The organism is Epilithonimonas caeni DSM 17710 (genome assembly GCF_000426465.1).
GTDB lineage: Bacteria > Bacteroidota > Bacteroidia > Flavobacteriales > Weeksellaceae > Epilithonimonas > Epilithonimonas caeni.
This window is the reverse complement of the sequence record NZ_AUFK01000009.1, coordinates 514,580-538,733: the sequence shown is the minus strand read 5'-3', so window position 1 is coordinate 538,733 and position 24,154 is coordinate 514,580. Positions and strand designations below refer to the sequence as shown.

General features: G+C 38.0%; 14 protein-coding genes and 1 tRNA gene. All 15 read left to right on the top strand.

What is annotated here, in order from left to right; genetic code table 11:
• Positions 1-10 precede the first annotated feature (10 nt).
• Positions 11-2,980 (top strand): tetratricopeptide repeat protein, encoded by a 2,970-nt coding sequence (locus tag K319_RS0103610; RefSeq protein ID WP_027382389.1) that lies wholly within the window; start codon positions 11-13, stop codon positions 2,978-2,980.
• Positions 2,981-3,174: 194 nt separating this feature from the next.
• The gene (locus K319_RS0103605; RefSeq protein ID WP_027382388.1) at positions 3,175-4,947 is read left to right on the top strand and encodes a TonB-dependent receptor; all 1,773 of its coding nucleotides are present in this window, start codon (positions 3,175-3,177) and stop codon (positions 4,945-4,947) included.
• A 59-nt stretch (positions 4,948-5,006) separates the two neighbouring features.
• Positions 5,007-5,080, top strand: a tRNA-Arg gene (locus tag K319_RS0103600).
• 726 nt (positions 5,081-5,806) lie between these two features.
• A complete protein-coding gene (locus K319_RS0103595; protein ID WP_027382387.1) occupies positions 5,807-6,532 on the top strand; it encodes an NUDIX hydrolase in 726 nt (241 codons plus the stop codon).
• A gap of 18 nt (positions 6,533-6,550) precedes the next feature.
• A complete protein-coding gene (locus K319_RS0103590) occupies positions 6,551-8,035 on the top strand; it encodes a xylulokinase (RefSeq protein ID WP_027382386.1) in 1,485 nt (494 codons plus the stop codon).
• Positions 8,036-8,146: 111 nt separating this feature from the next.
• Positions 8,147-9,475 (top strand): xylose isomerase, encoded by a 1,329-nt coding sequence (xylA, locus tag K319_RS0103585; RefSeq protein ID WP_027382385.1) that lies wholly within the window; start codon positions 8,147-8,149, stop codon positions 9,473-9,475.
• A gap of 81 nt (positions 9,476-9,556) precedes the next feature.
• On the top strand, positions 9,557-12,466 hold the full coding sequence (locus K319_RS0103580; RefSeq protein ID WP_027382384.1) for a SusC/RagA family TonB-linked outer membrane protein: 2,910 nt from the start codon (positions 9,557-9,559) through the stop codon (positions 12,464-12,466).
• 11 nt (positions 12,467-12,477) lie between these two features.
• Entirely contained in the window at positions 12,478-14,433 is a 1,956-nt protein-coding gene (locus K319_RS0103575) for a RagB/SusD family nutrient uptake outer membrane protein (protein WP_027382383.1), read from the top strand.
• 90 nt (positions 14,434-14,523) lie between these two features.
• Positions 14,524-15,693: a mannonate dehydratase gene (gene uxuA, locus K319_RS0103570; protein WP_027382382.1), complete on the top strand. Its 1,170-nt coding sequence runs from the start codon at positions 14,524-14,526 to the stop codon at positions 15,691-15,693.
• A 184-nt stretch (positions 15,694-15,877) separates the two neighbouring features.
• Complete coding sequence (locus tag K319_RS0103565) at positions 15,878-16,693, top strand: SDR family oxidoreductase (RefSeq protein WP_027382381.1); 816 nt, start codon at positions 15,878-15,880, stop codon at positions 16,691-16,693.
• Between the two features lie 146 nt (positions 16,694-16,839).
• Entirely contained in the window at positions 16,840-18,258 is a 1,419-nt protein-coding gene (gene uxaC, locus K319_RS0103560; RefSeq protein ID WP_027382380.1) for a glucuronate isomerase, read from the top strand.
• 156 nt (positions 18,259-18,414) lie between these two features.
• Complete coding sequence (locus K319_RS0103555) at positions 18,415-19,413, top strand: PfkB family carbohydrate kinase (protein WP_027382379.1); 999 nt, start codon at positions 18,415-18,417, stop codon at positions 19,411-19,413.
• A complete protein-coding gene (locus K319_RS0103550; protein WP_027382378.1) occupies positions 19,410-20,048 on the top strand; it encodes a bifunctional 4-hydroxy-2-oxoglutarate aldolase/2-dehydro-3-deoxy-phosphogluconate aldolase in 639 nt (212 codons plus the stop codon). The genes K319_RS0103555 and K319_RS0103550 overlap by 4 nt, the downstream gene beginning before the upstream one ends.
• Before the next feature lies 1 nt (position 20,049).
• A complete protein-coding gene (locus K319_RS0103545) occupies positions 20,050-21,333 on the top strand; it encodes an MFS transporter (RefSeq protein WP_027382377.1) in 1,284 nt (427 codons plus the stop codon).
• Between the two features lie 7 nt (positions 21,334-21,340).
• Entirely contained in the window at positions 21,341-23,803 is a 2,463-nt protein-coding gene (locus tag K319_RS0103540; protein WP_027382376.1) for a glycoside hydrolase family 95 protein, read from the top strand.
• The last annotated feature ends 351 nt before the right edge of the window (positions 23,804-24,154 follow it).

The window sequence follows — 24,154 nt, the reverse complement described above, 5'->3', positions numbered from 1 at the left end:
GAAAATCTGTATGAATTCAAAAAAAGTAATACTGGCATCCTTGATTTCCATTTATGGGATCTCTGAGGCGCAACAATCTCAATATTTCATCCAAAAAGAAGACTATCACTTTGGGTTGGCAGAGAATCTCTACAACACCAAAGTTTACAATGCTTCCCAATACGAATATTCCAACCAATATTTTTACAACAAAAGTCTTAGCAGTTCCAGAAAAGAAGCATCACTGTTTTTCAGCAATGTGATTGGTGTGATTCTGCAGCAGCAATATGCAGAAGAAGGTCTTAGTGCTTTTATGAAAGAATATCCGAAGTCGGCCTATTTTGCCCAGGCCAACGGACCATTGGCGGATTATTATTTGGCTAAAAAAGATTTTGAAAAAGCTCTGGAAACATTGCAAAAAGTCAATCAATATCAGTTGAGCAAAGAGGAAAACATGCAGCATATTATGAAGCTGGGTTATGCCAAGTTTATGACAGGAGATTCTGCCGGAGCGATTGAAGCGCTGGAAGAATCTTACAAAAATGCGGACGAAAACAGCAAGCCTGCTATTTCTTATATGCTTGGACATCTTTATTATACTGACAAGCAAAATGACAATGCATTTGTTTACTTCGACCAAATCAAGAATAATCAGGAATATGCACATCTGGTAAAGCCTTATTATGTGCAGATGTATTACAATCAGAAGAACTATGATCTGGCCATCTCGGAAGGCAACGACATCCTGAACAACGGAAAAACAACTGCTTACGATACAGAAATCCACAAGATAGTAGGAGAGAGCTACTTTATGAAAGGTGATTATCAGTCTGCCTATCCGCACCTGAAATTATTCCTTGATAAAGAGCAGACACCATCAGAAACCGACCTTTACGAAATGGGATTTGTTTCTTCTCAGGTAGGTAAAAATGCCGAAGCAGTAGGATATTATAATCAATTAATTAACAGCCGATCTCCGCTGGCTCAAAACGCTTATTACCAACTCGGGAATGCTTATCTGCAAAATAATCAAAAACAAGAAGCGCTTTCAGCATATCGTAATGCGTCCCAGATGAATTATGATGCGAAAGTTCAGCAACTGGCTTTGGAACAATACGCCAAATTGAGTTATGAATTAGGAAATCCATTTGAGAACTCTTCAAAAGTAATTCAGAGGTATCTGGATAAATATCCGAATTCTAAAACTCAGGAAATGAGGTCACTGCTGGTTAAATCTTATTTGTATTCCGGAGACTATAAAGCAACTCTGGACGCACTTTCAAAATTGGACCAGAAAACGAATGAGACTAAAAAAATAGAGCAGGAGGTTTCTTATCTTTTAGGTTCCGAAGAATTCAATAAAGGGAATTTTGATGCCGCCGAAACGTATTTTAAAAGAAGTCTTCAATTCAATCTCAATAAAGATTTTTATAAAAAAGCGCAGTATTGGTTAGGACAGACTTACTACCAGAAAGGTGATTATAAATCTGCCATTGCAACTTACACCAAACTTGAAAACGAAACCGCAGAAGGTTTTCCGGAACGTGAACAATTGGACTATGACTTAGGTTATGCTTATTTCAAGTCTAAGGATTTTGCGCAGGCCCAGGAATATTTTAAGGAATATCTGAGATTCCCGAAACAGGAATTCAAGGCGGATGCAGAATTGCGTTTGGCTGATACATATTACGCAAACAATCAGTTGAATGAAGCTTTGGAAATTTATAATAAAACCGAAAATGCCAGCGATTATACGTTGTATCAAAAAGCTCTGGCATTAGGTTTCAAAGGCGATACGGTTGCAAAGATTTCTGAACTGAAAACTTTGATTTCAAAATATCCTAATTCGGAATATGTGGATGATGCGAACTATGAAATTGCGTCAGCTTATGCTCAGAATGATGATTTCAACAATTCCAATTCTTACTTTGATAAAGTCATCAAATCCAGTTCGGATAAGGATTTGGTAGCGAATTCCCTGATTTACAGAGCTCAGAATCTGATTGATTTAAATCAAAATGATAATGCTATTGCAGAGTTTCGACAACTGGCGAATCAATATAAGAATACTGCTTATGCGGACAAAATTGTAGCCGCTGCAAAACCGGCTTTTGTGAAAACCGGTGATGTTGCAGGTTACGAACAATTTGCAAAAGGTCTCAATGTGAATGTTTCCGGAACAGAAATCAGTGAAATCAATCTTAATCTTGCACAGGATAGTTTCTCGAAAAAAGATTATGCAAAAGCAGTTTCTTACTACGAAAAATATCTTGACCAGAGTCCAAGCGGTGATAATCTTTTCAAAGCGCAGTACGAGTTGGGAGAAAGTTATTATCAATTAAAACAAACGGATAAAGCATTACTTCCATTACAAAATGTGGCCGATTTCCAAAACGATTATCAGCAGGAAGCGCAGGTTAGATTGGCTCAGATTTATTTAGCTCAGGATAAAATTGCTGATGCGAAAAAGTATCTGGAACAGAATGCTAATTCTACCAATGTTACGATTAAAAACTTCACTTCGGTAGAATTGATGAAAATCTATGCGGACGAAAAGAACTTTGCTGAAGCTGAAAAATATGCAAACGTTGTAATTGCTAATTCAAAAAATTCGGCAGCAACTCTGGAACAGGCGAAAGTCATCAAAGCAAGGAGCCTGATGCAGCAAGGCAAAGACAGGGATGCACAAACGGCTTATACCGCTTTGGAGAAATCTTCCAACACAGAAGTGGCGGCAGAAGCTTTATATGCGAAAGCTTTCTATCAGAATAAAGGAAAGGCCTTCAAGTCGTCCAATGAAACTATTTTCAAATTGGCGAACAATTATGCTTCAGAAGAATATTGGGGCGCAAAAGCTTTGGTCCTGATGGCGAAAAATTATCTGGCGCTGAAAGATAATTACCAGGCAAGTTATACGGTGGATGAAATCATTAACAACTATGGCGATTTCCCGGAAATTGTGGCTGAGGCGAAAGAAGTGAAAGCCCAAATTAAAAAATAAGTAAAATATTGGCTTTGTATTTTAATCGCAAAGTCGCAAAAATTTAAAAATAAAAAATGTTTAGAGACGCAAAGATTTTATCTTCGATAGAATTGTAGTTTAAGATTTGAATCTTTTTTTTGCGACTTTTAAACGAATTTTGAATCCAAACAAATTGCGCCTTTGCGATTAATTTGATTTTAAATAAAATTTAAATGAACAAACTAAAATATATCGCCGTTTTGGCATTTTTGGGGACAGTCGGAATCTCGGAATTAGGCGCTCAAATCAAAGAAGAGCAATTGATTCTCAACAGAAAACGAGAACCTGAAGTCAAGAAAATCGAGAAGAAAAAAACATCTGTTGTTCAGGAAAAAAACTATCCGCCGGATAACAAGAAAAAGGAAGATTCGCTCAATCTGAAATATGACATTGTGAATGTTCCGCCGGTTTCCGATTTCAAAACAACCGAAATCCAGGGTGAAGACATTTCTCCGAAATTCTCCAATGATCATCAGTCAAATTATTTCAGATTGGGTTATGGGAATTATGGAAAGTTTTTGGCCGATGCTAATGTTTCCGGAAAAGTGCAGGACAATGTGGAAGTAGGAGCGGATTTGCATTACCTTTCTACAAACGGCCTGAAAAAAGTTTACGATTGGGATTCTAAGCATAACGAAGCAAAAATCGGTGGTTTTGCCAATATTTACACGGAAAGCGGAAAGTTTAATATTGATGCTAATTATGCTTTCAACAATTACAATTATTACGGAATTTATGCATTGACGCCTTCAAATAATGATGTTGATTTGCAGCAAAATGTGAATAGATTCAGTGTGAATGGTTATTACGACCATTACTCCAATGAAATTCTGAATAATGTTCGCGTGAAATCTTACTTCTTAACCGACCATTTCGGAGCCAGTGAAAATTATGCGAATGCGGAATTGAATTTGTCAAAGCACGATTTTTCTGTGTACGATGATATTACAGCGAATGGGGATTTGGGAATTAATCTGGAAACGGTTAATTCCAAATTTGATATTCTGAATAAAAATACTAATAATCAGTTCAATTTTACATTGTCGCCAAAAGTGACTTTCTATAAAGGCGATTCTTATTTGTTGATAGGTTCTGATTTTAGTTTCCTTAATTCTAAAAATTCCAGCAATATAGCCGAAGAATCAAAGAATAATAAATTCTATTGGTTTCCAAAAGCAGAAGTTCTGGTTGCTGCTGCAGATGAATTCAAATTTTATGGAGGGGTTGATGGGGGTTTGAAACTCAATACTTACGGTAATCTTCTGGATGAAAATCCTTTCTTGATTTCTGATTTGACTTTAACTCCAACTGAGACCAAATACCATTTTTATTTCGGTTTGAAAGGCGATGTTGACCAGACTTTCAAATATGATGTTAATGCAGGATTCAGCAAAGTGAACAACGCTCAGTTTTTCTACAACAATAATTTGTTTGATACGACTATTAGCGCAGACAGACAAGGTTATGATTATGCAAATACTTTCAGTTCAATCTATGATAACGGAACTCTGATGGAAGTAAAAGGAGATCTGCAGGCATTCCCAATGGAAAATCTGACTGTTGACGCAGGTTTGCATTTTATGAAATACAAATTGGATAACCTGGAAGAAGTATATTATAAGCCATTATTCCAATTCAATCTTGGTGCAAAATATACAATGCTGGAAAAGAAACTGAACCTTGGTTTTAAAGCTTATTTCGTAACGGACAGAACTTCGAATTCCTATTCTGTGGTTACAAACTTTCCTGCTTTTGAAATGCAAGAGAATGTTAATGAGAAAGTTGGAGGTTTTGCGGATTTAAATCTTTCTGCAGAGTACAAAATTCACAAAAATTTCAGTATTTTCGCACTCGGAAATAATCTGCTGAACGCCAAATATCAGAATTATCTGGGCTACAAAGTTTTGGGAGCACAGTTTTTGGGAGGCGTGAAGATTACGTTCTAAAAATAATTGATGAGTGATTTTATATCATTTATAATTCATCAATTATCATTTTTAAAATCGGCCTCGTAGTTCAACTGGATAGAATATCGGATTTCGGCTCCGAGGGTTAGGGGTTCGAATCCCTTCGAGGTCACCTTTTGGGAAAAAGCATTTTTAGAAATGCTTTTTTCTTTTTTTTAGTTTTAATTCGTTATTAATCAGTATAATTAATTTCTGAATTTAAAATAGGTATTGGAACGCTGTTTCTTCAAAATTCAATTTTTCATATAAATTGAATTACAGTGGCTTTTTAACCTCAATACCCTCCCCATTAATATATAGTTGAGAAATCTTTAATATTTGATTGCTTTAGAAATTCACGGAATTTCGAGATTATGAACTTTTTAACTTAAAGTCCCATAGGATAAGGATGTAAGGTAATTTTTTATACTATTTCACAATAGTCATTTTTGTATAAATTTTGATTATAAAATTTCGTTATAACCATTTTTATGTTTGCTTGCATGAAAAAAAAGCAAAAAAAAATATTAAATTCCAATGTTTTTTTTATTTAAAAGTGTGTTTTTTACACTTTTTATTTATTTTTTTTGATGCAGATTATTATGATTCTTATCATAAAATTTTCTTAAAAAAATACCAGTATAATTTTAACGGTACATTTTACTAATTGTTTGTTAACTCACATCTTACAATTTATCTAAGTATTTATTTTATGATAAGCTTATCATAAATATTATACATATGATATCATAAAAAATCGATATGTAAATTATTGATAAGCAGTATGTAATGTAAAAATTATTTTTTTTATTCAACTGAATTTTTATATTTGTAATGTTACATAAATGTTAACACGTTAATGAGTCCAAATTTTATTCATACTTATGTATCTGTAGATTGTGTTGTTTTTGGTTTCGATTATGAGAACCGATTGAACATTTTATTGGTTCAGCGTCATGTAGATGATATTCCTGTTGAAAGACAAAGAAAGCTGCCCGGGAGTTTAATATTCAGCGATGAGGACGTGGATGATGCTGCAGAACGAGTGCTTCATGAATTGACAGGAATTAAAAAAATGGTACTTAAACAGTTCAAATGTTTTGCAGATCCTGACAGGGCTAACAATATGAACGATATCAAATGGATGGGGAAGGAGTATAAGCAGGATATAGACAGAATCATTACTGTGGCCTATCTCTCATTATGCAAGATCGATCACAAGATCAACAGTTCAAAATATGATACCGTAGATTGGTTTCCTTTTAATGAGATTCCGACTCTGCCTTTTGACCACAATAAAATTATCAACGAATCTTTGGTTGAAGTGAGAAGATGGATTGAAATGGATTTCTCCATTATTTTCGAATTGCTGCCAAAGAAATTTACAATCAGACAATTATATCAGTTATATAGTGCACTTAGTGAGAAGAAGATCGATATCAAGAATTTTCATAAAAGAATTTCTTCGTTCAATTACATTATTCCGCTGGATGAGATAGAGACCAATGTTTCGCATCGCGCTGCAAGGTATTATAAGTTTGATGCCAAGGTTTATAAGAAAAATAATACCAAGCTCATAAAATAAAAAACTTTTAAAGAAATTATGTACTTATTAGGTTATGACATAGGCAGTTCTTCTGTAAAAGTTTGTCTCATAGAGGCATCCAGCGGAAAAGTTGTAGCGTCCGAATTTTCTCCGAAAAAAGAGATGAAAATCACAGCCATCAATCCGGGCTGGGCAGAGCAGAATCCTGTCGATTGGTGGACAAACCTCAAATTGGCGCATGAAGCTGTAATGCACGAATCCGGAGTACACGCAGAAGACATCAAGGGCATTGGTATTACCTGGCAGATGCACGGACTCATTATGGTAGATAAAGACCAGAATCTTCTCAGACCATCCATCATCTGGTGCGATAGCCGCGCCGTTCCCTATGGTGAAAAGGCTTTTAAAGAAATAGGAGAAGAAAAATGTCTGTCACATTTGCTGAATTCCCCAGGTAATTTTACCGCTTCAAAATTGGCTTGGGTAAAGGACAATGAACCAGAACTATTTGCGAAAATAGATAAGATAATGCTTCCCGGAGATTATATTGCAATGAGACTTTCTGGTGATATAGGAATGACAATTGAAGGTTTGTCTGAAGGGATTTTCTGGGATTTTAAAAATAACTGCATCTCCGAGGATGTCATCAATTATTACGGAATTCCGAAAAGCTTTTTTCCAGATATTGTGCCGACTTTCGGGATTCAGGCAACGGTTTCTGCAGCTGCAGCGCAGGAACTGGGACTGAAGGAAGGGACACCGATTTCTTACAGAGCAGGCGACCAGCCGAATAACGCACTTTCTCTTAATGTTTTCAATCCGGGAGAGATCGCTTCTACGGCAGGAACCTCAGGTGTGGTTTATGGTGTTTTGGATAAGCTTGATTATGACAGGCTTTCCAGGGTCAACACTTTCGCCCACGTAAACTATACAGAAGAACTGACAAGATTAGGTGTGTTGCTTTGCATCAACGGAACAGGGATTCTGAACTCCTGGCTGAAGCATAACTTTGCGACATCGCTCGCATCTTATGGTGATATGAATGATATGGCATCACTCTCACCGATCGGGTCAAAAGGACTTAGCATTATTCCTTTCGGAAATGGAGCAGAAAGAGTTTTGGAGAATAAGGATACAAGCTGCTCCATTCATGGTATCAACTTCAATATCCATGCGAAAGGGGACATTTTGCGTGCCGCTCAGGAAGGGATCGTTTTTTCCTATGAATATGGAATGGACATTATGAGGCATATCGGGATGGATATCAATGTGATCCGTGCAGGAAATGCCAATATGTTTCTAAGCTCGATTTTCCGCCAGACACTTTCCAGTGTGAGCAATGCCATCATTGAACTTTATGATACGGACGGTGCTGTAGGGGCAGCAAGAGCTGCGGGAATAGGTATCGGATTTTATTCAGATTCTGCCGAGGCCTTTTCATCACTAGAAAAAATTGCAGTTATAGAACCGGAACACGAGAAGCGAGAACAATATTTAGAAGCCTATGCAAGATGGAAGAATCATCTTAACGAAATAGTTTAACTCCCACTAGAAAGAAAAATTAACAATTAACTTATTGATGTTAAAAAATCAGTGAGGAAGGGAGATTTTATGTCAAAATCAAGAATAATTAAAAAATAAATATAAAAAAGAATGAACACTTTAACAGGTACAAAAGAGTTTTTTACAGGTATCGACAAAATCAAATTTGAAGGAAAAGAAAGCAGAAATCCATTGGCATTCCGCTATTATGATGCAGACAGGGTTGTGATGGGAAAACCTATGAAAGACTGGACACGCTTTGCGATGGCTTGGTGGCATACACTATGTGCAAATGGTAGCGATCCGTTCGGCGGACCAACTATCCATCACCCGTGGGATATAGGAACGGACGCTGTGAGCAGAGCAAAGCACAAAATGGATGCAGGTTTTGAGTTTATGCAGAAAATGGGTTTCAATTTTTATTGCTTTCATGACATTGACCTTGTAGACCCTGCAGACAATTGGAGAGACTATGAGAAAAATCTTCAGGCTGTTGTAGATTATGCCAAGGAGAAACAGCAGGAAACAGGAATCAAGTTGCTTTGGGGAACTGCCAACGTTTTTACTCACGAGAGATATATGAACGGAGCATCCACTAATCCGAATTTCGACGTTGTTGCCTGCGCAGGAACTCAGGTTAAAAATTCTATCGATGCAACCATTGCGCTTGGTGGGGAAAATTATGTTTTCTGGGGTGGAAGAGAAGGTTATATGAGTCTTCTGAATACCGACATGAAACGTGAAAAGGACCACCTTGCCCAATTCCTGACTATGTCAAGGGATTATGCAAGAAAACAAGGATTCACAGGTACGTTCCTGATCGAACCAAAGCCAATGGAACCAACAAAACATCAGTACGACTATGATGCAGAAACAGTCATAGGATTCTTAAGACATTACGGTCTTGACAAAGATTTCAAACTGAATCTTGAGGTCAATCATGCTACTTTGGCAGGCCATACCTTCGAGCACGAGCTTCAGGCAGCTGTAGATGCAGGGATGTTGGGAAGCATTGATGCCAACAGAGGCGATTATCAGAATGGTTGGGACACAGACCAGTTCCCGGTTGATTATTACGAGATGATCCAGGCTTGGCTGGTACTTCTGCCTGCTGGTGGTTTGGGAAGAGGAGGCGTTAACTTCGATGCGAAGATCCGTCGTAACTCTACAGATGCAGAAGACCTTTTCATTGCACACGTTTCCGGAATGGATGCTTTTGCAAAAGGGCTATTAGTAGCAGCAGACATTCTTGAGAATTCTGATTACAACAAACTGAGAAACGAGAGATATTCATCATTTGACAATGGAAATGGGAAAGCTTTTGAAGAAGGAACACTAACATTGGAAGACCTTCAGAAGATTGCCCACGAGTCAGGAGAACCAATGCCGAAAAGTGGGAAACAGGAACTTTTCGAAGCTATTGTTAATATGTATATCTAAAAAAATATATAAGAGAGTTGCGCCAATCTCAACAAAGGGAACCGAAACTTTCTTATCAAACTAACTTTAAAAATAATAATTATGAATCTATTTCATTTAAGTAAAACCAATAGAGCGGCATTGTTTTTCGCAATGACTCTATTACCATCAGGTCTAGTTTACTCGCAGAGTAGAAAGGATACTGTTACAAAAGAAAAGCAGATTGAGGAGGTTGTTGTTATTGGATATGGAACTCAGAGAAAGGAATCAGTGACAGGATCTGTTGCTACGGTGAAGGGAGATGCGCTTAGAGAAGTACCATCAGCCAACATTACACAGGCATTACAAGGAAGAACAGCTGGTGTTGATATTTCTCAGAATTCAACAAAACCAGGTGCTACAATGCAAATCCGTATCAGAGGTACAAGATCATTAACGGGAGACAATAATCCATTGATAGTTTTGGACGGAATCCCTTTTGTAGGTTCATTGGGCGATATCAGTTCCAGTGATATTAAAAGTATTGATATTTTGAAAGATGCTTCGGCGACAGCAATTTATGGTTCCAGAGGAGCTAATGGGGTAATATTGGTAACAACTAATAGAGGGACTAAAGGCCAAAAACCAAGATTTAGCTATAATTCTTTTACAGGTGTTCAGACTTTATTTTCAAAGTATCCCATGATGGACGGTCCTCAGTTTGCAAAGTTGAGAGCCTATGCCACACCCGCACCTACAGGTAACCAGACAACAACATCACCTCTATACGCAACTAACGGGGATGAATCTGCTAGTAATAATATAGATTGGCAAAAATTATATTATAAGCCAGCGATGATTACTAACCATGATGTAGGTGTATCTGGTGGAACAGACGGCGGAAATTACAATGTAGGGCTATCATATTTTAAACAAGATGCATTAATTCCACTGCAGAATTATGAAAGATTTGCTTTGCGTATGGCTATCGATCAGCAGGTAGGAAAAGTTTTTAAGTTTGGTGTGACCTCAAATACCAATTTTTCCAAATCTGAAGGAAATGGAGTAAATCCTGGAGCTGTATTGGGTTATTCACCTATTGCTAATCCATATAATGCCGACGGTAGCTTTAAAAGAGTAATGACTACAGCTGGAGGCATTGACCAAACATGGATTTATACACGTAAAACTTTGCAAGGCCTGGGCGACAAATATATTGATGAAACAAAATCTTTTGCTTCATATAATAATCTGTATGGTGAAGTGAATCTTCCTTTAAATGGGCTTAAATATAGATTAAATGTAGGATTAGATTATCGCACATCAAACAGTGGTAATTATACGGGTGTTGGTGTTTTTAATACAAATGCACAAGGTCCATCATCTGCAGGAAGAGGAAATAATCAAACCTACCATTGGGTGTTGGAAAATTTGCTTACCTATGATCGTACTTTTGGTAAGCATAAAATCAATGCGGTTGGATTGTATTCTGCAGAGGGTAATAGATACACAAGTTCCTATATGAGCGCAAAAAATGTTCCTGCGGATTTTTTTCAATACTACAATTTAGGACAGTCACCACAGGCAGATATTACTGTAAGACCCGAAGATCAAACATATTGGCAGACTGGTTTGCTTTCGGCAATGGGAAGAGTTATGTATACATTTGACAATAAATATATGTTGACGGCAACTCTCCGTGCTGATGGATCATCGAGACTTGCACCTGGTAATAAGTGGCATACTTATCCTGCAATATCTTTAGGTTGGAATGTAACCAATGAATCATTCATGAAAAATATCAGTGCTCTCAATCTTCTAAAATTTAGAGCTGGCTGGGGACAGACATCAAATCAAGCGGTTAATCCTTACTCAACTTTAGGAGCACTTACCGTAACTCCATACAATTTTGGAAGTACCAATAGTACAGGAGTATACGTTAGTCAGGCACCCAATCCTAATCTAGGATGGGAATATTCTAAAACACAAAATTATGGAGTAGATTTTGCTGTTCTTAATAATAGAATTACCGGAAGTATTGAATACTACAAAACTCATACATATGATCTTTTAACACAAAAGAATCTTCCTTCATCAACGGCTATTGGCTCTATTGTTTCCAATGTAGCGGAAACAGAAAACAAAGGTTTTGAAGTAAGCTTAAATGGTGTTATCATTAATAACCCAGATGGTTTTTCTTGGGATGCAGGAGTTAATTTCTATACTAATAAGAATAAAATATTATCGCTTGCTTCAGGAACTCAGCGTGATGTTAATAACTTGTGGTTTGTAGGACATAATATCAATTCACTTTATGATTATCAATATATAGGACTTTGGCAAGCAGGAGATCCATACCAAAATATTTTAGAACCAGGGAGTGCAGCGGATGTAATTGGTTCCATCAAAGTTCTTTATACAGGAGGATATAACCCTGATGGTACGCCAGTCAGAGCGATTAATGCAGATGATAGACAAGTTTTTGACACAGCTCCGGATTGGCAAGGAGGTTTTAATATGCGTTTTTCGTACAAAAACTTTGAATTAAGCACTGTAGGGGCTTTTCAACACGGAGGAATTCTTGTCAGTTCTTTATATGGTTCCGCAAGTTATCTTAACAGACTTACAGGTAGAGGTAACAACGTAGACGTTGATTATTGGACTGAAGAAAATACAAATGCTTACTTCCCTCGTCCTGGTAGACATTTAAGTGGTGATAACCCTAAATACTCATCTACGCTTGCAATGTTTGACGCATCATATCTTAAGCTTCGTACAATAACATTAGGTTATAATATCGATAACAAATTTTTGGATGATTTAAAAATAAATAGTTTAAAAATTTACGTTACTGTTACGAATCCAGTAGTCTTGTTCTCGCCGTATCATAAATTTTCTGGAATGGATCCGGAACCAAATTCCGTTGGTGATCAAAATCAAGCGGTTAGTGGTTATCAAGCAAGACAGCTTATTATAGGAACAAATAACCCTTCTACAAGAAATTATCTAATGGGACTTAATTTAACTTTTTAAAACGTGCAATCATGATAAAATTTAATAAAAAAGTGATATTAGGAGCAATCTTCTTATCACTAACATTTACAGGATGTAATGAGATACTGGATGAGCAACCAAGATCAGTCTATACTGTTGATTATTTCAGTACTCCAGACGGAATTAATCAGAGTTTTACATCTTTATACAGACAATTGCGTACGCTTTATGGCAATGGTTATTTTATGAGTAATTGTCAAAACGGTACCGATGAATCGACTTGGGCTCAAAGTGCCGATGGCAATTTCAAAGAATTAGATATGTCGGGACAAGGGAATATCAATTCCAACACTTTCCCAACAAGTATGGTCTGGGGATCGGTATTTCCATATATTAATACAGCCAATGGTATCATTGAAAAAGGTCCTGGTTTTGGGATAGCTGAATCAATGATTTCCGAAGCTAGATTTTTCAGAGGATTTGACTATTTTATGTTAGTACAGACCTACGGAGGTGTTCCACTGGATTTAGGTGCGGGAGAATTAAAGTTCAATACATTGCCTGTAACAACTTCGACCAGAAATACTGTAACAGAAGTTTATACAAAATCCATTTTTCCAGATTTTTTAAAAGCTATTGAAAATCTTCCAACCTCACCTCGCGTAACGGGAGGAGTCACAAAAAATGTGGCAAGGTTATTTTTGGCCAAAGCTTACTTAACTTATGGTTGGTGGCTAGAAAATCCCAATAATATTCCAACTTATCCTGAGACCCCAAGAACTGATCCCAATGGTCACAATGCTCAATGGTATTTTCAGCAGGCTTACGATGTTGCGATGGCCGGAATATCAGCTCCCGGACCATATTCGCTCCAGCCTACGTTTTATGATGTGAATGTTGGCTCCAATGACCGTAACAGCGAATGTATGTTATATGCAGATCATACGGTTTCGAGTACTTATTATAACGAAAGTGATCCTGTAGGATTTGGTTCCGGTTGGTCACCTGATAACTTTGCTGCTTGGATGCAAACATGGAATTATACAGCTATCAAAAGTAGCAAGACGACAGCTTGGGCTGGTTCCGATGTAGTTAGCTCTGTACAGCGTGAAGCGGCTCAACCGCTTGGCAGACCTTGGGTTCGTATGTGTCCGACGCTTGGTGTTCTCAAAAATACTTTCGCAGATAAAACGAATGATTCAAGATATGATGGTACCTTCGTAACGACATATAGAGGTAATTGGCAAAAAAATGGAACGGGACTTACATCTGTGCCAGTTTTATATAATGCTAACAACTTACCAGTACAGCCAGGAGGCGCAATTCTTACATTTCTAACCGATGATTCACAAACGGTTACTTATCCTACCGGGGCAGTTCAAAGTGGTGTCGGAGCAGGAACATTACCTGGCAGAGCGGATTGGGTAGTGGCACCTAGCGCTGTTAACAGAATAGTGTATCCGGGATTATGGAAAATAGGAACTTATCGTACAGATGATCCGAACGGTTTAGGTTATCCTAATGCAGGTCTTACGCGTCCATTTAATGTAGCTAAATTCTCAGAATTCTATTTTATAGCCGCTGAAGCTGCTGTAAAAGGAGCTTCGGGATCTATGTCAGCCAGAGATCTAATTAATGTAATAAGAGCACGTGCTGGGAAATGGAAATTTAATAATGCTCAAAATTTACAAGTATCTGCCGATAATAGTGCAGCTATGGTGGCGGCAACACCTTCTGTTATAACAATTGATTACATTTTGGCTGAAAGATCAAGAGAATACTATGGCGAGTTCTACAGATGGTATGATTTAGTTCGTACTCAGAAATGGGAAGAATACGGCGCAACCTATCAGATTGGAGGTGTGTCATACAGTGATCACACGCCACAAACCGTCAATAGAAATATACAGAAGTTTCATTATTTGAGACCAATTCCTCAAAGTCAATTGGATGCGATGGAGGTCTCTGCTGAAGAAAAAGCAAAATACCAGAATCCTGGCTATTAATTAATTTAATAATTTCACATTCATATCAATCATTAGCAAAGTAGGCGTGAAAATACGCCTGCTTTGTTTGATGATTTAAAAATATATATTATGGAAAAAACATGGCGTTGGTTTGGGAAGAATGATAAAATAAAATTACAAACGCTTCGACAGATTGGTGTGGAAGGCATTGTTTCCGCATTGCACGATGTTCCGAACGGAGAAATCTGGAGTTTGGAGGCTATTAATGATTACAAAAACTATATAGAAAGTTACGGGCTTCGCTGGTCTGTGGTGGAAAGCCTGCCAGTGAGCGAAGCAATCAAATACGGTGGTGAAGACCGTGATTTTTTAATACAAAATTATATCAAAAGTCTCGAAAATCTTGGTAAAGCAGGCGTTACAACAGTTTGTTACAACTTTATGCCGGTTCTCGATTGGGCAAGGACAGACCTTTTCTATGAATGGGAAGACGGTTCATCGTCATTGTATTTTGATAAAGCGAGATTTGCCTATTTCGAAATCCATATTCTCAAAAGAGATGGAGCAGAAAACGATTATACGTCTGAAATTCTTAAAAAAGTTGAGGAATTAAAAAATACTCTGACAGAAGCGGATAACAATGATTTGATAGACTCAGTTATTGTAAAGACACAAGGATTCGTTAATGGAAATATTAAAGAAGGCGAATTGAATCCTGTAGAAAAATTCAAAAATTTATTAGCATTATACGATGGAATAGATAAAGATCAGCTTCGTGAAAATTTAAAATATTTCCTCGAAAAAATAATGCCGGTTTGCGAAGAATGGAATATTCAAATGTGTGTCCATCCAGACGATCCGCCATTTGCATTGCTTGGTTTACCAAGAATCGTAACCAATGAAGACGACATCGATTGGTTTTTGAACGCAGTAGATAATCCTCACAACGGACTGACTTTCTGCGCAGGTTCTTTAAGTGCAAATCTTCAGAATGATGTTCCAAAATTAGCTCAGAAATATGCCCACAGAACAAAATTTGTTCACCTCAGAAGTACGAATGTTTTTGAAAACGGAGACTTCATCGAAGCGCATCATTTAACAGGTAGGGGAAAATTAATCGACGTTATCCGTGTATTCGAAAAAGAAAATTCCGATTTACCAATGAGAATAGACCACGGAAGACTCTTGTCGGAAGATATTGATAAAGGCTACAATCCCGGTTATTCTTTCTTAGGAAGAATGTTGGCTCTAGGACAAATAGAAGGCGTTATGGCAGCTGTCAATTCTGAATCAAATTAAAAGAAAGAATCCGAAGGATTCAATATCAGTAGCCGTAGGAGCAACCTATGGAAAAAATCGGATGTAATTTCCAACGAACCCGAAGGGTTCAATATGAATAGCCGTAGGTAAAATCTATGAGAAAAAATAAAATTAATACAAAAGGAACCCGAAGGGTTCAATATCAATTATCATTAATATTATAATGAACGAAATATTCAGCATAAAAGATAAAGTAGCGGTCATCACAGGCGCTTCCGGCGTTTTGGGTGGAAGTTTGGCAAAAAGTTTTATCGAGGCTGGGGCAAAAATTGTTGCAGTAGGCAGAAATCAGGAAACTTTGGATGCTCGTGTAAAAGAACTGGCCAATTTGGGTGGTGACGCATTTGCCGTAGAAGCCAATGTAATGAACATCGAAAGCCTCGAAGCTGCTTCTAAAAAAATCATCGAAAAGTATGGCAAAATAGACATTCTGCTGAACATTGCGGGCGGAAATATTCCCACGGCAACTTTATCTCCTGAACAATCTTTTTTCGATATGAATATGGAAGGATGGGATGAGGTCACTGATCTCAACATCAACGGAACCGTTTATCCAAGCTATGTTTTCGGGAAAGTAATGGCGGAGCAGGGAAGCGGAAGCATTGTTAATATTTCTTCAATGGCCGCTTATTCGGCGATTACAAGAGTAGCCGGATATTCGGCAGCGAAGTCGGCAATTACCAATTTTACCCAATGGCTGGCTTCGGATTTGGCACTGAAATTCGGGGACAAAATCCGTGTAAATGCTGTTGCGCCCGGGTTTTTCATTGGTGACCAAAATCGTGCTATTTTACTGCATCCGGATGGTTCTTTGACAGATAGAAGCAAAAAAGTGATTGCCAAAACACCGATGCAAAGATTCGGAGAAGTGGAAGAACTGAATGGAGCCGTACAGTTTCTCTGCTCAGATGCCGCAAGCTTCATTACCGGAGCTTTAATACCTGTTGATGGTGGTTTCAGTGCATTCAGTGGCGTTTAAAATTGAATATTATTTTCTTTATATAGTGAGCAAGGCCTTAATAATTTTCTCATAGTTTAAGGTCTTGTTTTTAACGATTTTCTTATAATAAAGATAAAATAAATCTTATCTGAATCAATAGAGATTTGATTTAAAAAAATTGAATAATGAATCATTCCATTAAAAATAAAGGAATTTTCGGAGAATCATTTTTGCTGGAATCGGCAAAGGCGGAGAATCTCTATTTTGGCTATGCGGAAGGAATGCCGATTATCGATTATCACAATCATCTGGAGCCTCAGGTCATTTCAGATAATCAGAATTTCCGTTCTCCGACAGCGATTTGGCTGGATGGCGACCATTACAAATGGCGTGCGATGCGGAATTTTGGGATTGACGAGCGATTCATTTCCGGACAGGTAACCGACGAGGAAAAATTCCAAAAATGGGCAGAAACAGTTCCTTATACGCTTCGGAATCCCTTGTTTCACTGGACACATCTGGAGCTCAAAAATTCTTTCGGGATTAAGGAATATTTGTCTGGCAAAAATGCGGACGAAATTTACAGCTCGATGCAGGGTGTTTTACAGCAACCTGGATTTACGCCACAGAATCTGCTCAAAAATTATAAAGTCGAAGCACTTTGTACAACAGATGACCCGGCTGACAATCTGGATTATCATAAAGAATTAAAAGCAAGTAACTTTAATACAACGGTTTTACCAAGCTTTCGTCCGGATGTTTACATCAACATTATTGATTCCGATTCTTATATTCTCAATATTAAAAAACTTGAAAAAGCTTCAGGAATCAATATTAATTCGGTTTCAGATTTACTAAACGCACTTGAATCCCGAATCAATTACTTTGATGAGATTGGCGCAAAAGTTTCAGACCACGGCTTCGAATATTTTCCTGACACGACCCGATGGAATTCGGATTTAGAAAAAGAATTTTCAGAATTTCTAAAAGGTAACCAACTTACATTTTCCAATCCGGATGCGCTTTGTGGATTTCTTTTGAAAGAGCTCTGCAAAATGTATTCTGATAAAGGCTGGGTTCAGCAGTTTCACGTTGGCGCAACCAGAAATAACAATTCACTGATGCTGAAAAATATCGGAGCAAATACCGGTTTTGATGCGATTGGAGAACAATATTTTGCACAAAGAATGAGCGTTCTTTTTGACGAGCTCAATTCCAAAGGCGAGCTTGCAAAAACAATTATTTATAATCTGAACCCGGTTTATAATGAAGTTCTGGCATCTCTTGCAGGCAATTTCAACGAATCCGGAATCAAGTCAAAAGTACAGTTCGGCGCCGCCTGGTGGTTTCTGGACCAGCTGGATGGGATGCAGAAGCAGATGAACACGCTTTCCAATATTGGACTTATCAGCACATTTATCGGAATGCTGACCGATTCCAGAAGTTTTTTGTCATTCTCGAGACACGAATATTTCAGACGATTGCTTTGTAATATGTTCGGAAGCGAGATGGAAAAAGGTCTTATTCCCGATGACGAAAAATGGGTTGGAAAAATCATTCAGGATATCTGTTATTATAATGCGAAAAATTACTTTGAAATATGAAAAGTCCTGAAGGGAAGAATTAATAAAGAATAGGATGAAGTCCTATTAAACTAAAATAATATTTCACAGAACCCGAGGGTTCAATATAATAGCCGCAGGTGTAACCTGTGGGATTTATGTAAATGAATTTAGAACCCGAAGGGTTCAACAAAAAAAATGGCTTCAAAAAAAATTTTATGTTTCGGCGAATTGCTTTTGCATTTCGCTCCGGATTCTGAAGGAACTTGGCTGAAAAATCAAGCTCTCAAAATTTACGTTGGCGGAGCTGAGTATAATGTTGCTTCGGCACTTTCGAGATGGGGAAATCAGGTTTCTCTGTATTCTGCGTTACCGGAAAATTATCTCGGCAATCAGTTGGAATTAAAATTAAATGATGAAAAAATAAAAGTTCTTGCAGAGAAGTCAAATGGCAGGATGGGAGCTTTTTACCTTCCTTTTGATGGCGATATGCAGAATGCGAAAGTCATTTACGACCGTTTCCCGTCAGTTTTCACAGAATCGGATTTTTCAGGTTTTTCTGATGACGAAGTCTTTAAGGATGTAACCTGGCTTCATATCAGTACAATTACGCCTGCTTTGAGCGAGAATGCTTTCCGGAAATGTCTTGATTTGATGAAGAAAGCCAATGCCCGAAATATCAAAGTTTCTTTGGATTTGAATTACCGTGCATCACTTTGGCAGCATCAGAATCCTTATGATAAAATCTCTCAATTAATGCCATTCGTTAAGGTTTTAATGGGAAATATCTGGTCGATTCAGGAATTCTTGAATATTCCAATTGAATACGAATTAAATGGAAATTTTAATGATAAGAATCTTCTAAAACAAGCTGAAAAATCAGCATCAGAAATTCAGAAAAAATATCCGAATGTAGGATTGATTGCCAACACATTCCGATTCACAAAAGGTGATGAGGTCAATTATTTTGCGACAATATATTCTGAAGAGAAATTATTCATTTCAGAGCAATATTATTCGAATAAGATTTTGGAAAGAGTCGGCAGCGGCGATTCATTTATGGCAGCTTTGATTCACGGAAGCATAAAAGGAAATTCAATCCAAAAAATCCTGGATGATGCTGTAAAAGTGGCTTTCAAAAAACTTTTTGTACAAGGCGACACCATCAACGAAACGATTAATATCGAAAATTTATGAGTTTAAAAATCATACAAAAAATAAAAGACCAGAAGATAGTTCCATTGTTTTACAATGATTCTTTAGAGGTTTCAAAATCGATTGTGAAATCGCTTTATGAAGCAGGAATCCATGCGGTAGAATATACCAATCGTGGGGAATTGGCTTTAGAAAATTTCAGAAAACTGAAAGAATTAGCAGTAACAGAATTTCCGGAACTCTCTTTAGGAATCGGAACAGTGAAAAATATTTCAGAAATGGATGCTTTCATTGATGAAAAAGCTGATTTTATCATTACGCCAATCATTAATGAAGAGTTGGTGAAACATTCTGTTGACAAAAATATTCTGTTGATTCCGGGATGTTTCACGCCGTCGGAGATCAATATCGCTTATCAAAACGGATTGAGAATGGTAAAGGTTTTTCCTGCGGATTTGGCCGGTAAAAATTACATCAAATCGATTTCTCCGGTTTTCCCGGAAATGGAATTTATGCTGACAGGCGGAATCCATGCAGAAGCTCAGGATATTTCCGAATGGATGAGCGGAGGTGTAGTTGCGGTCGGACTTGGAAGTGCTTTGGTCAAAAAAGAATTTTCCGATGAACAGCTAAAAGAAAAAGTTGAACAATTATTATCCCTCTTAAATCAAGAATAAGATGCAGGCACCACAAAAAAAGAATCTGAGATGGTTTATGTTGTTCCTAGTTTTTCTGGCAACAACAATCAATTATCTCGACCGCCAGGTGATGGGCCTTCTGAAACCTACTTTGGAAGCAGAATTTAGCTGGACAGAAAAAGATTACAGCTATATTGTGATGGCTTTCACGGCATCGTATGCTTTGGGAAATCTTTTGATGGGAAGGTTTGTAGATAAAGTGGGTTCCAAAATCGGATATGCTGTGTCTTTGGTGGTTTGGAGTTTGGCATCTATTGGTCATGGTTTCGTGAAAAGTACCATCGGATTTTTGTTTGCTAGAACAGCATTGGGACTTTCAGAAGCGGGTAACTTTCCGGCCGCGATAAAATCTGTAGCGGAATGGTTTCCCAAAAAAGAAAGAGCTTTGGCGACAGGGATTTTCAATTCGGGAGCAACAGTCGGGGCTATTTTAGCACCTGTTTTGGTACCGTTTATTTTAGGACATTATGGCTGGCAGGAGACTTTTGTCTGGATTGGAGCGGCCGGGCTTTTATGGCTTGTACTTTGGTGGCGTTTTTACAACAAACCCGAAGATAATAAAAATCTCTCTGCAGAAGAACTGGCTTACATCAAAAGTGACCAGGAGGAGAATCAAAACAACCTTCCAAGTGCACCTCTTAAAGATATTCTGAAACTGAAAGCAACTTGGTCTTTTGCCATCGGGAAAATGATGACCGACCCGATCTGGTATTTCTTTATGTTTTGGTTACCGGCTTATTTTGCAGATGTTTTCAAAATGGATTTGACGAAACCTTCATTACCATTGATTTTAATTTATGGAGGAACAACAATAGGCAGTATTGGGGGCGGTTATTTGTCTTCTGCTTTAATCAAGAAAGGCTGGGAAATCAGCAGAGCCCGGAATTTTACAATGCTATTATTTGCATTGCTGGTAGTTCCGGTGATGTTTTCAAAATACCTGGATAATATGTGGATGATAACAGTTGTAATTGCATTTGCAACAGCTGCACATCAAGGTTGGGGAGCGAATCTGATGACAAGCGTTGGCGACAGGCTTCCCAATAATTATGTAAGCTCTGTCATTGGATTTGGTGGAATGCTGGGTTCTGTTGCAGGAATTATTTTCCCGCTGTTCATCGGAATTGTTTTGGATGCATTCAAAAAATCAGGAAATATTAATGGAGGTTATAGCATCATTTTCTTTATTGCCGGAATGTCTTATGTTGCAGCCTGGTTGGTAATTAAATTAATTAACAGAAAACCGGCTGTAAAAATCAGTTAAAAAATAAATGAACCAAAAACATTACATATTAATCATCTGTCTTTTTCTAAGCGGATTTTCCCTGGCTCAAAAAGGCGGGAAAAACAAGCTTTGGTATGACAAGCCTGCCAAACAGTGGGTGGAAGCATTACCAGTTGGAAACGGAAGATTGGCTGCAATGGTTTTTGGTGACCCTTCCCGGGAAAAACTTCAGCTGAACGAAGGTTCTTTTTGGTCGGGCGGACCTTCCCGGAATGATAATCCTGATGGACCAAAAGTGTTGGATTCTATCCGGTATTATTTATTTAACGGAAATTACAAAAGAGCTCAGGTTCTTGCGGATAAAGGTTTGACGGCCAAAACACTTCACGGTTCGGCCTATCAGAATATTGGCGATTTTACGCTTGATTTTAGTAATGTCAATGATGTTAAAAATTATTACAGGGAATTAGATATTGAAAAAGCAATCACAACCACGACATTTACTTCCAACGGAATTAATTTCAAAAGGGAAGTGTTCGCTTCAATTCCTGATAATGTTATTGTAATTAAATTAAGTTCGGACAAAAAAAATGCACTGAATTTCACAAGCAATTTCAACGGCGAACTTAAGAAAAACATCGTAGCCATTGATTCTAAAACCTTGCAAATGGACGGATTGTCTTCAACTTTGGATGGAATTCAGGGTCAGGTTAAATTCAATACACTTGCAAAATTCATCAATAAAGGTGGAAAAACGGCAGTTTTGAGGGATGGAATTTCGGTAAGCAATGCTGATGAAGTACTGATTCTAATTTCCATAGCGACCAATTTCACAGATTACAAAACTTTAAACTCAGACGAAGTTTCAAAAAGCAGAAAATACATCGAGGCCTCAGAACAAAAAAGTTTCAATACGTTACTGAAAAATCATCTGGCTTCGTATCAAGAATATTTCAAAAGAGTGGATTTCGACTTAGGAACTTCCGAAGCAGCAAAACAACCAACCGACATTCGGATTAAAAATTTCGCAACCCATTACGACCCGGAATTGATTTCGTTATATTATCAGTTTGGTCGCTATCTCCTGATTTCGTCCTCACAGCCGGGCGGTCAGCCAGCCAATCTCCAGGGCATCTGGAATAATTCCAACAAACCCGCCTGGGACAGCAAATACACCATTAACATCAACACGGAAATGAATTACTGGCCGGCGGAAAAGACCAATCTTTCCGAGATGCACGAACCGCTGATTCAGATGGTAAAAGACTTAAGCGAATCCGGAAAAGAAACGGCAAAAACGATGTACAAAAGCCGCGGTTGGGTCGCACATCACAATACGGATATCTGGAGAATCACAGGCGTTGTAGATTTTGCCAACGCAGGAATGTGGCCGATGGGCGGAGCCTGGCTTTCCCAGCATCTTTGGGAAAAATATTTGTACAATGGCGATAAAAATTATCTCCAATCCATTTATCCAATTCTAAAATCTGCCGCTCTATTCTATGAAGATTTTCTGATAGAAGAACCGACGCATCATTGGCTGGTTGTAAGTCCATCGATGTCTCCCGAGAATATTCCGGACAGACATCAGGGAAGTGCTTTGGCAGCAGGAAATACGATGGATAATCAGCTGATGTTTGACCTTTTTACGAAGGCAAAAAAAGCAGCAGAAATTCTTAATATAGACTCAGATAAAATCCCGGTTTGGAACAATATCATTTCAAAATTACCACCGATGAAAATCGGAAGATATGGTCAATTGCAGGAATGGGCAGAAGACTGGGACAATCCGAAAGATAATCACAGGCACGTTTCGCATCTCTACGGATTGTTTCCGTCCAACCAAATCAATCCTTTTACGACGCCCGAATTGCTGGAAGCTTCGAAAACCGTTTTACTGCATCGTGGTGACGTTTCCACAGGCTGGAGTATGGGCTGGAAAGTAAATCTATGGGCAAAATTATTAGATGGAAACCACGCCAATAAATTAATCAAAGACCAATTATCGTTGGTAGAAAAAGACGGCTGGGGCAGCAAAGGCGGAACTTATCCGAATCTTTTCGACGCACATCCGCCGTTCCAGATAGATGGAAATTTTGGCTGTACTTCCGGAATTACCGAAATGCTTTTGCAAACCCAAAACGGTTTCATCGACATTCTTCCCGCACTTCCAGACGAGTGGAAAAACGGAAAAATTGCTGGCCTGAAAACGTATGGAGGTTTTGAAATCAGCATAATCTGGGAGAATAATAAAGCGAAAGAAATCATCATAAAATCAAATTTAGGTGGAAACTGCAGAATCAGAATTCCGAACGAAATGAAATTAACAGGAAATGTAAAACTCAAAAAAGCAGAAGGCAAAAACCCGAATCCTTTTTTTGAAACACCTGAAATTAAGGAACCAATGATCTCCAGCGAAGCTAAATTAAATCCTGTAGAAATAAAAGAATCGGTAATGTACGATTTCCCGACTGAAGCAGGAAAAACTTATATTTTAAAAATGAAATAAAAATTATTTGACTTCGTTGAACCACTTTGTTAGGTTTGGGCAGCTTTATCCGCCCTCCGTTCCCGCTTTTTTGCCTCCGCTTCTCTACGGCAAAAAGAGCTCCACTCAGGTCGGGCTGCGAGTGATTCAACGGATAATTATGGTAGAAAGGTTTGAAACATGTTAGTCACATGAAAAATTTACAAAAACTCCGTAGGAGTGACCTGATAATAGAAAAAAAGTTAATTGCAATCAAAGTCTCGTAGAGGCGACCTGTTAATAACAATAACTGAAGGGTTCAACAACAATAGCCACAGGTGAAACCTGTGGGACAATGTGAAAATGGACCACGAACCCTGAAAGGGTTCAACA

What these genes read in the sequence shown, in the direction of transcription:
- K319_RS0103575 (WP_027382383.1), top strand. Translation starts at nt 12,478, where the DNA reads ATGATAAAATTTAATAAAAAAGTGATATTAGGAGCAATCTTCTTATCA.
- K319_RS0103545 (WP_027382377.1), top strand. Translation starts at nt 20,050, where the DNA reads ATGCAGGCACCACAAAAAAAGAATCTGAGATGGTTTATGTTGTTCCTA.
- uxuA (WP_027382382.1), top strand. Translation starts at nt 14,524, where the DNA reads ATGGAAAAAACATGGCGTTGGTTTGGGAAGAATGATAAAATAAAATTA.
- uxaC (WP_027382380.1), top strand. Translation starts at nt 16,840, where the DNA reads ATGAATCATTCCATTAAAAATAAAGGAATTTTCGGAGAATCATTTTTG.
- K319_RS0103610 (WP_027382389.1), top strand. Translation starts at nt 11, where the DNA reads ATGAATTCAAAAAAAGTAATACTGGCATCCTTGATTTCCATTTATGGG.
- K319_RS0103550 (WP_027382378.1), top strand. Translation starts at nt 19,410, where the DNA reads ATGAGTTTAAAAATCATACAAAAAATAAAAGACCAGAAGATAGTTCCA.
- K319_RS0103540 (WP_027382376.1), top strand. Translation starts at nt 21,341, where the DNA reads ATGAACCAAAAACATTACATATTAATCATCTGTCTTTTTCTAAGCGGA.
- K319_RS0103555 (WP_027382379.1), top strand. Translation starts at nt 18,415, where the DNA reads ATGGCTTCAAAAAAAATTTTATGTTTCGGCGAATTGCTTTTGCATTTC.
- K319_RS0103595 (WP_027382387.1), top strand. Translation starts at nt 5,807, where the DNA reads ATGAGTCCAAATTTTATTCATACTTATGTATCTGTAGATTGTGTTGTT.
- K319_RS0103580 (WP_027382384.1), top strand. Translation starts at nt 9,557, where the DNA reads ATGAATCTATTTCATTTAAGTAAAACCAATAGAGCGGCATTGTTTTTC.
- K319_RS0103565 (WP_027382381.1), top strand. Translation starts at nt 15,878, where the DNA reads ATGAACGAAATATTCAGCATAAAAGATAAAGTAGCGGTCATCACAGGC.
- xylA (WP_027382385.1), top strand. Translation starts at nt 8,147, where the DNA reads ATGAACACTTTAACAGGTACAAAAGAGTTTTTTACAGGTATCGACAAA.
- K319_RS0103605 (WP_027382388.1), top strand. Translation starts at nt 3,175, where the DNA reads ATGAACAAACTAAAATATATCGCCGTTTTGGCATTTTTGGGGACAGTC.
- K319_RS0103590 (WP_027382386.1), top strand. Translation starts at nt 6,551, where the DNA reads ATGTACTTATTAGGTTATGACATAGGCAGTTCTTCTGTAAAAGTTTGT.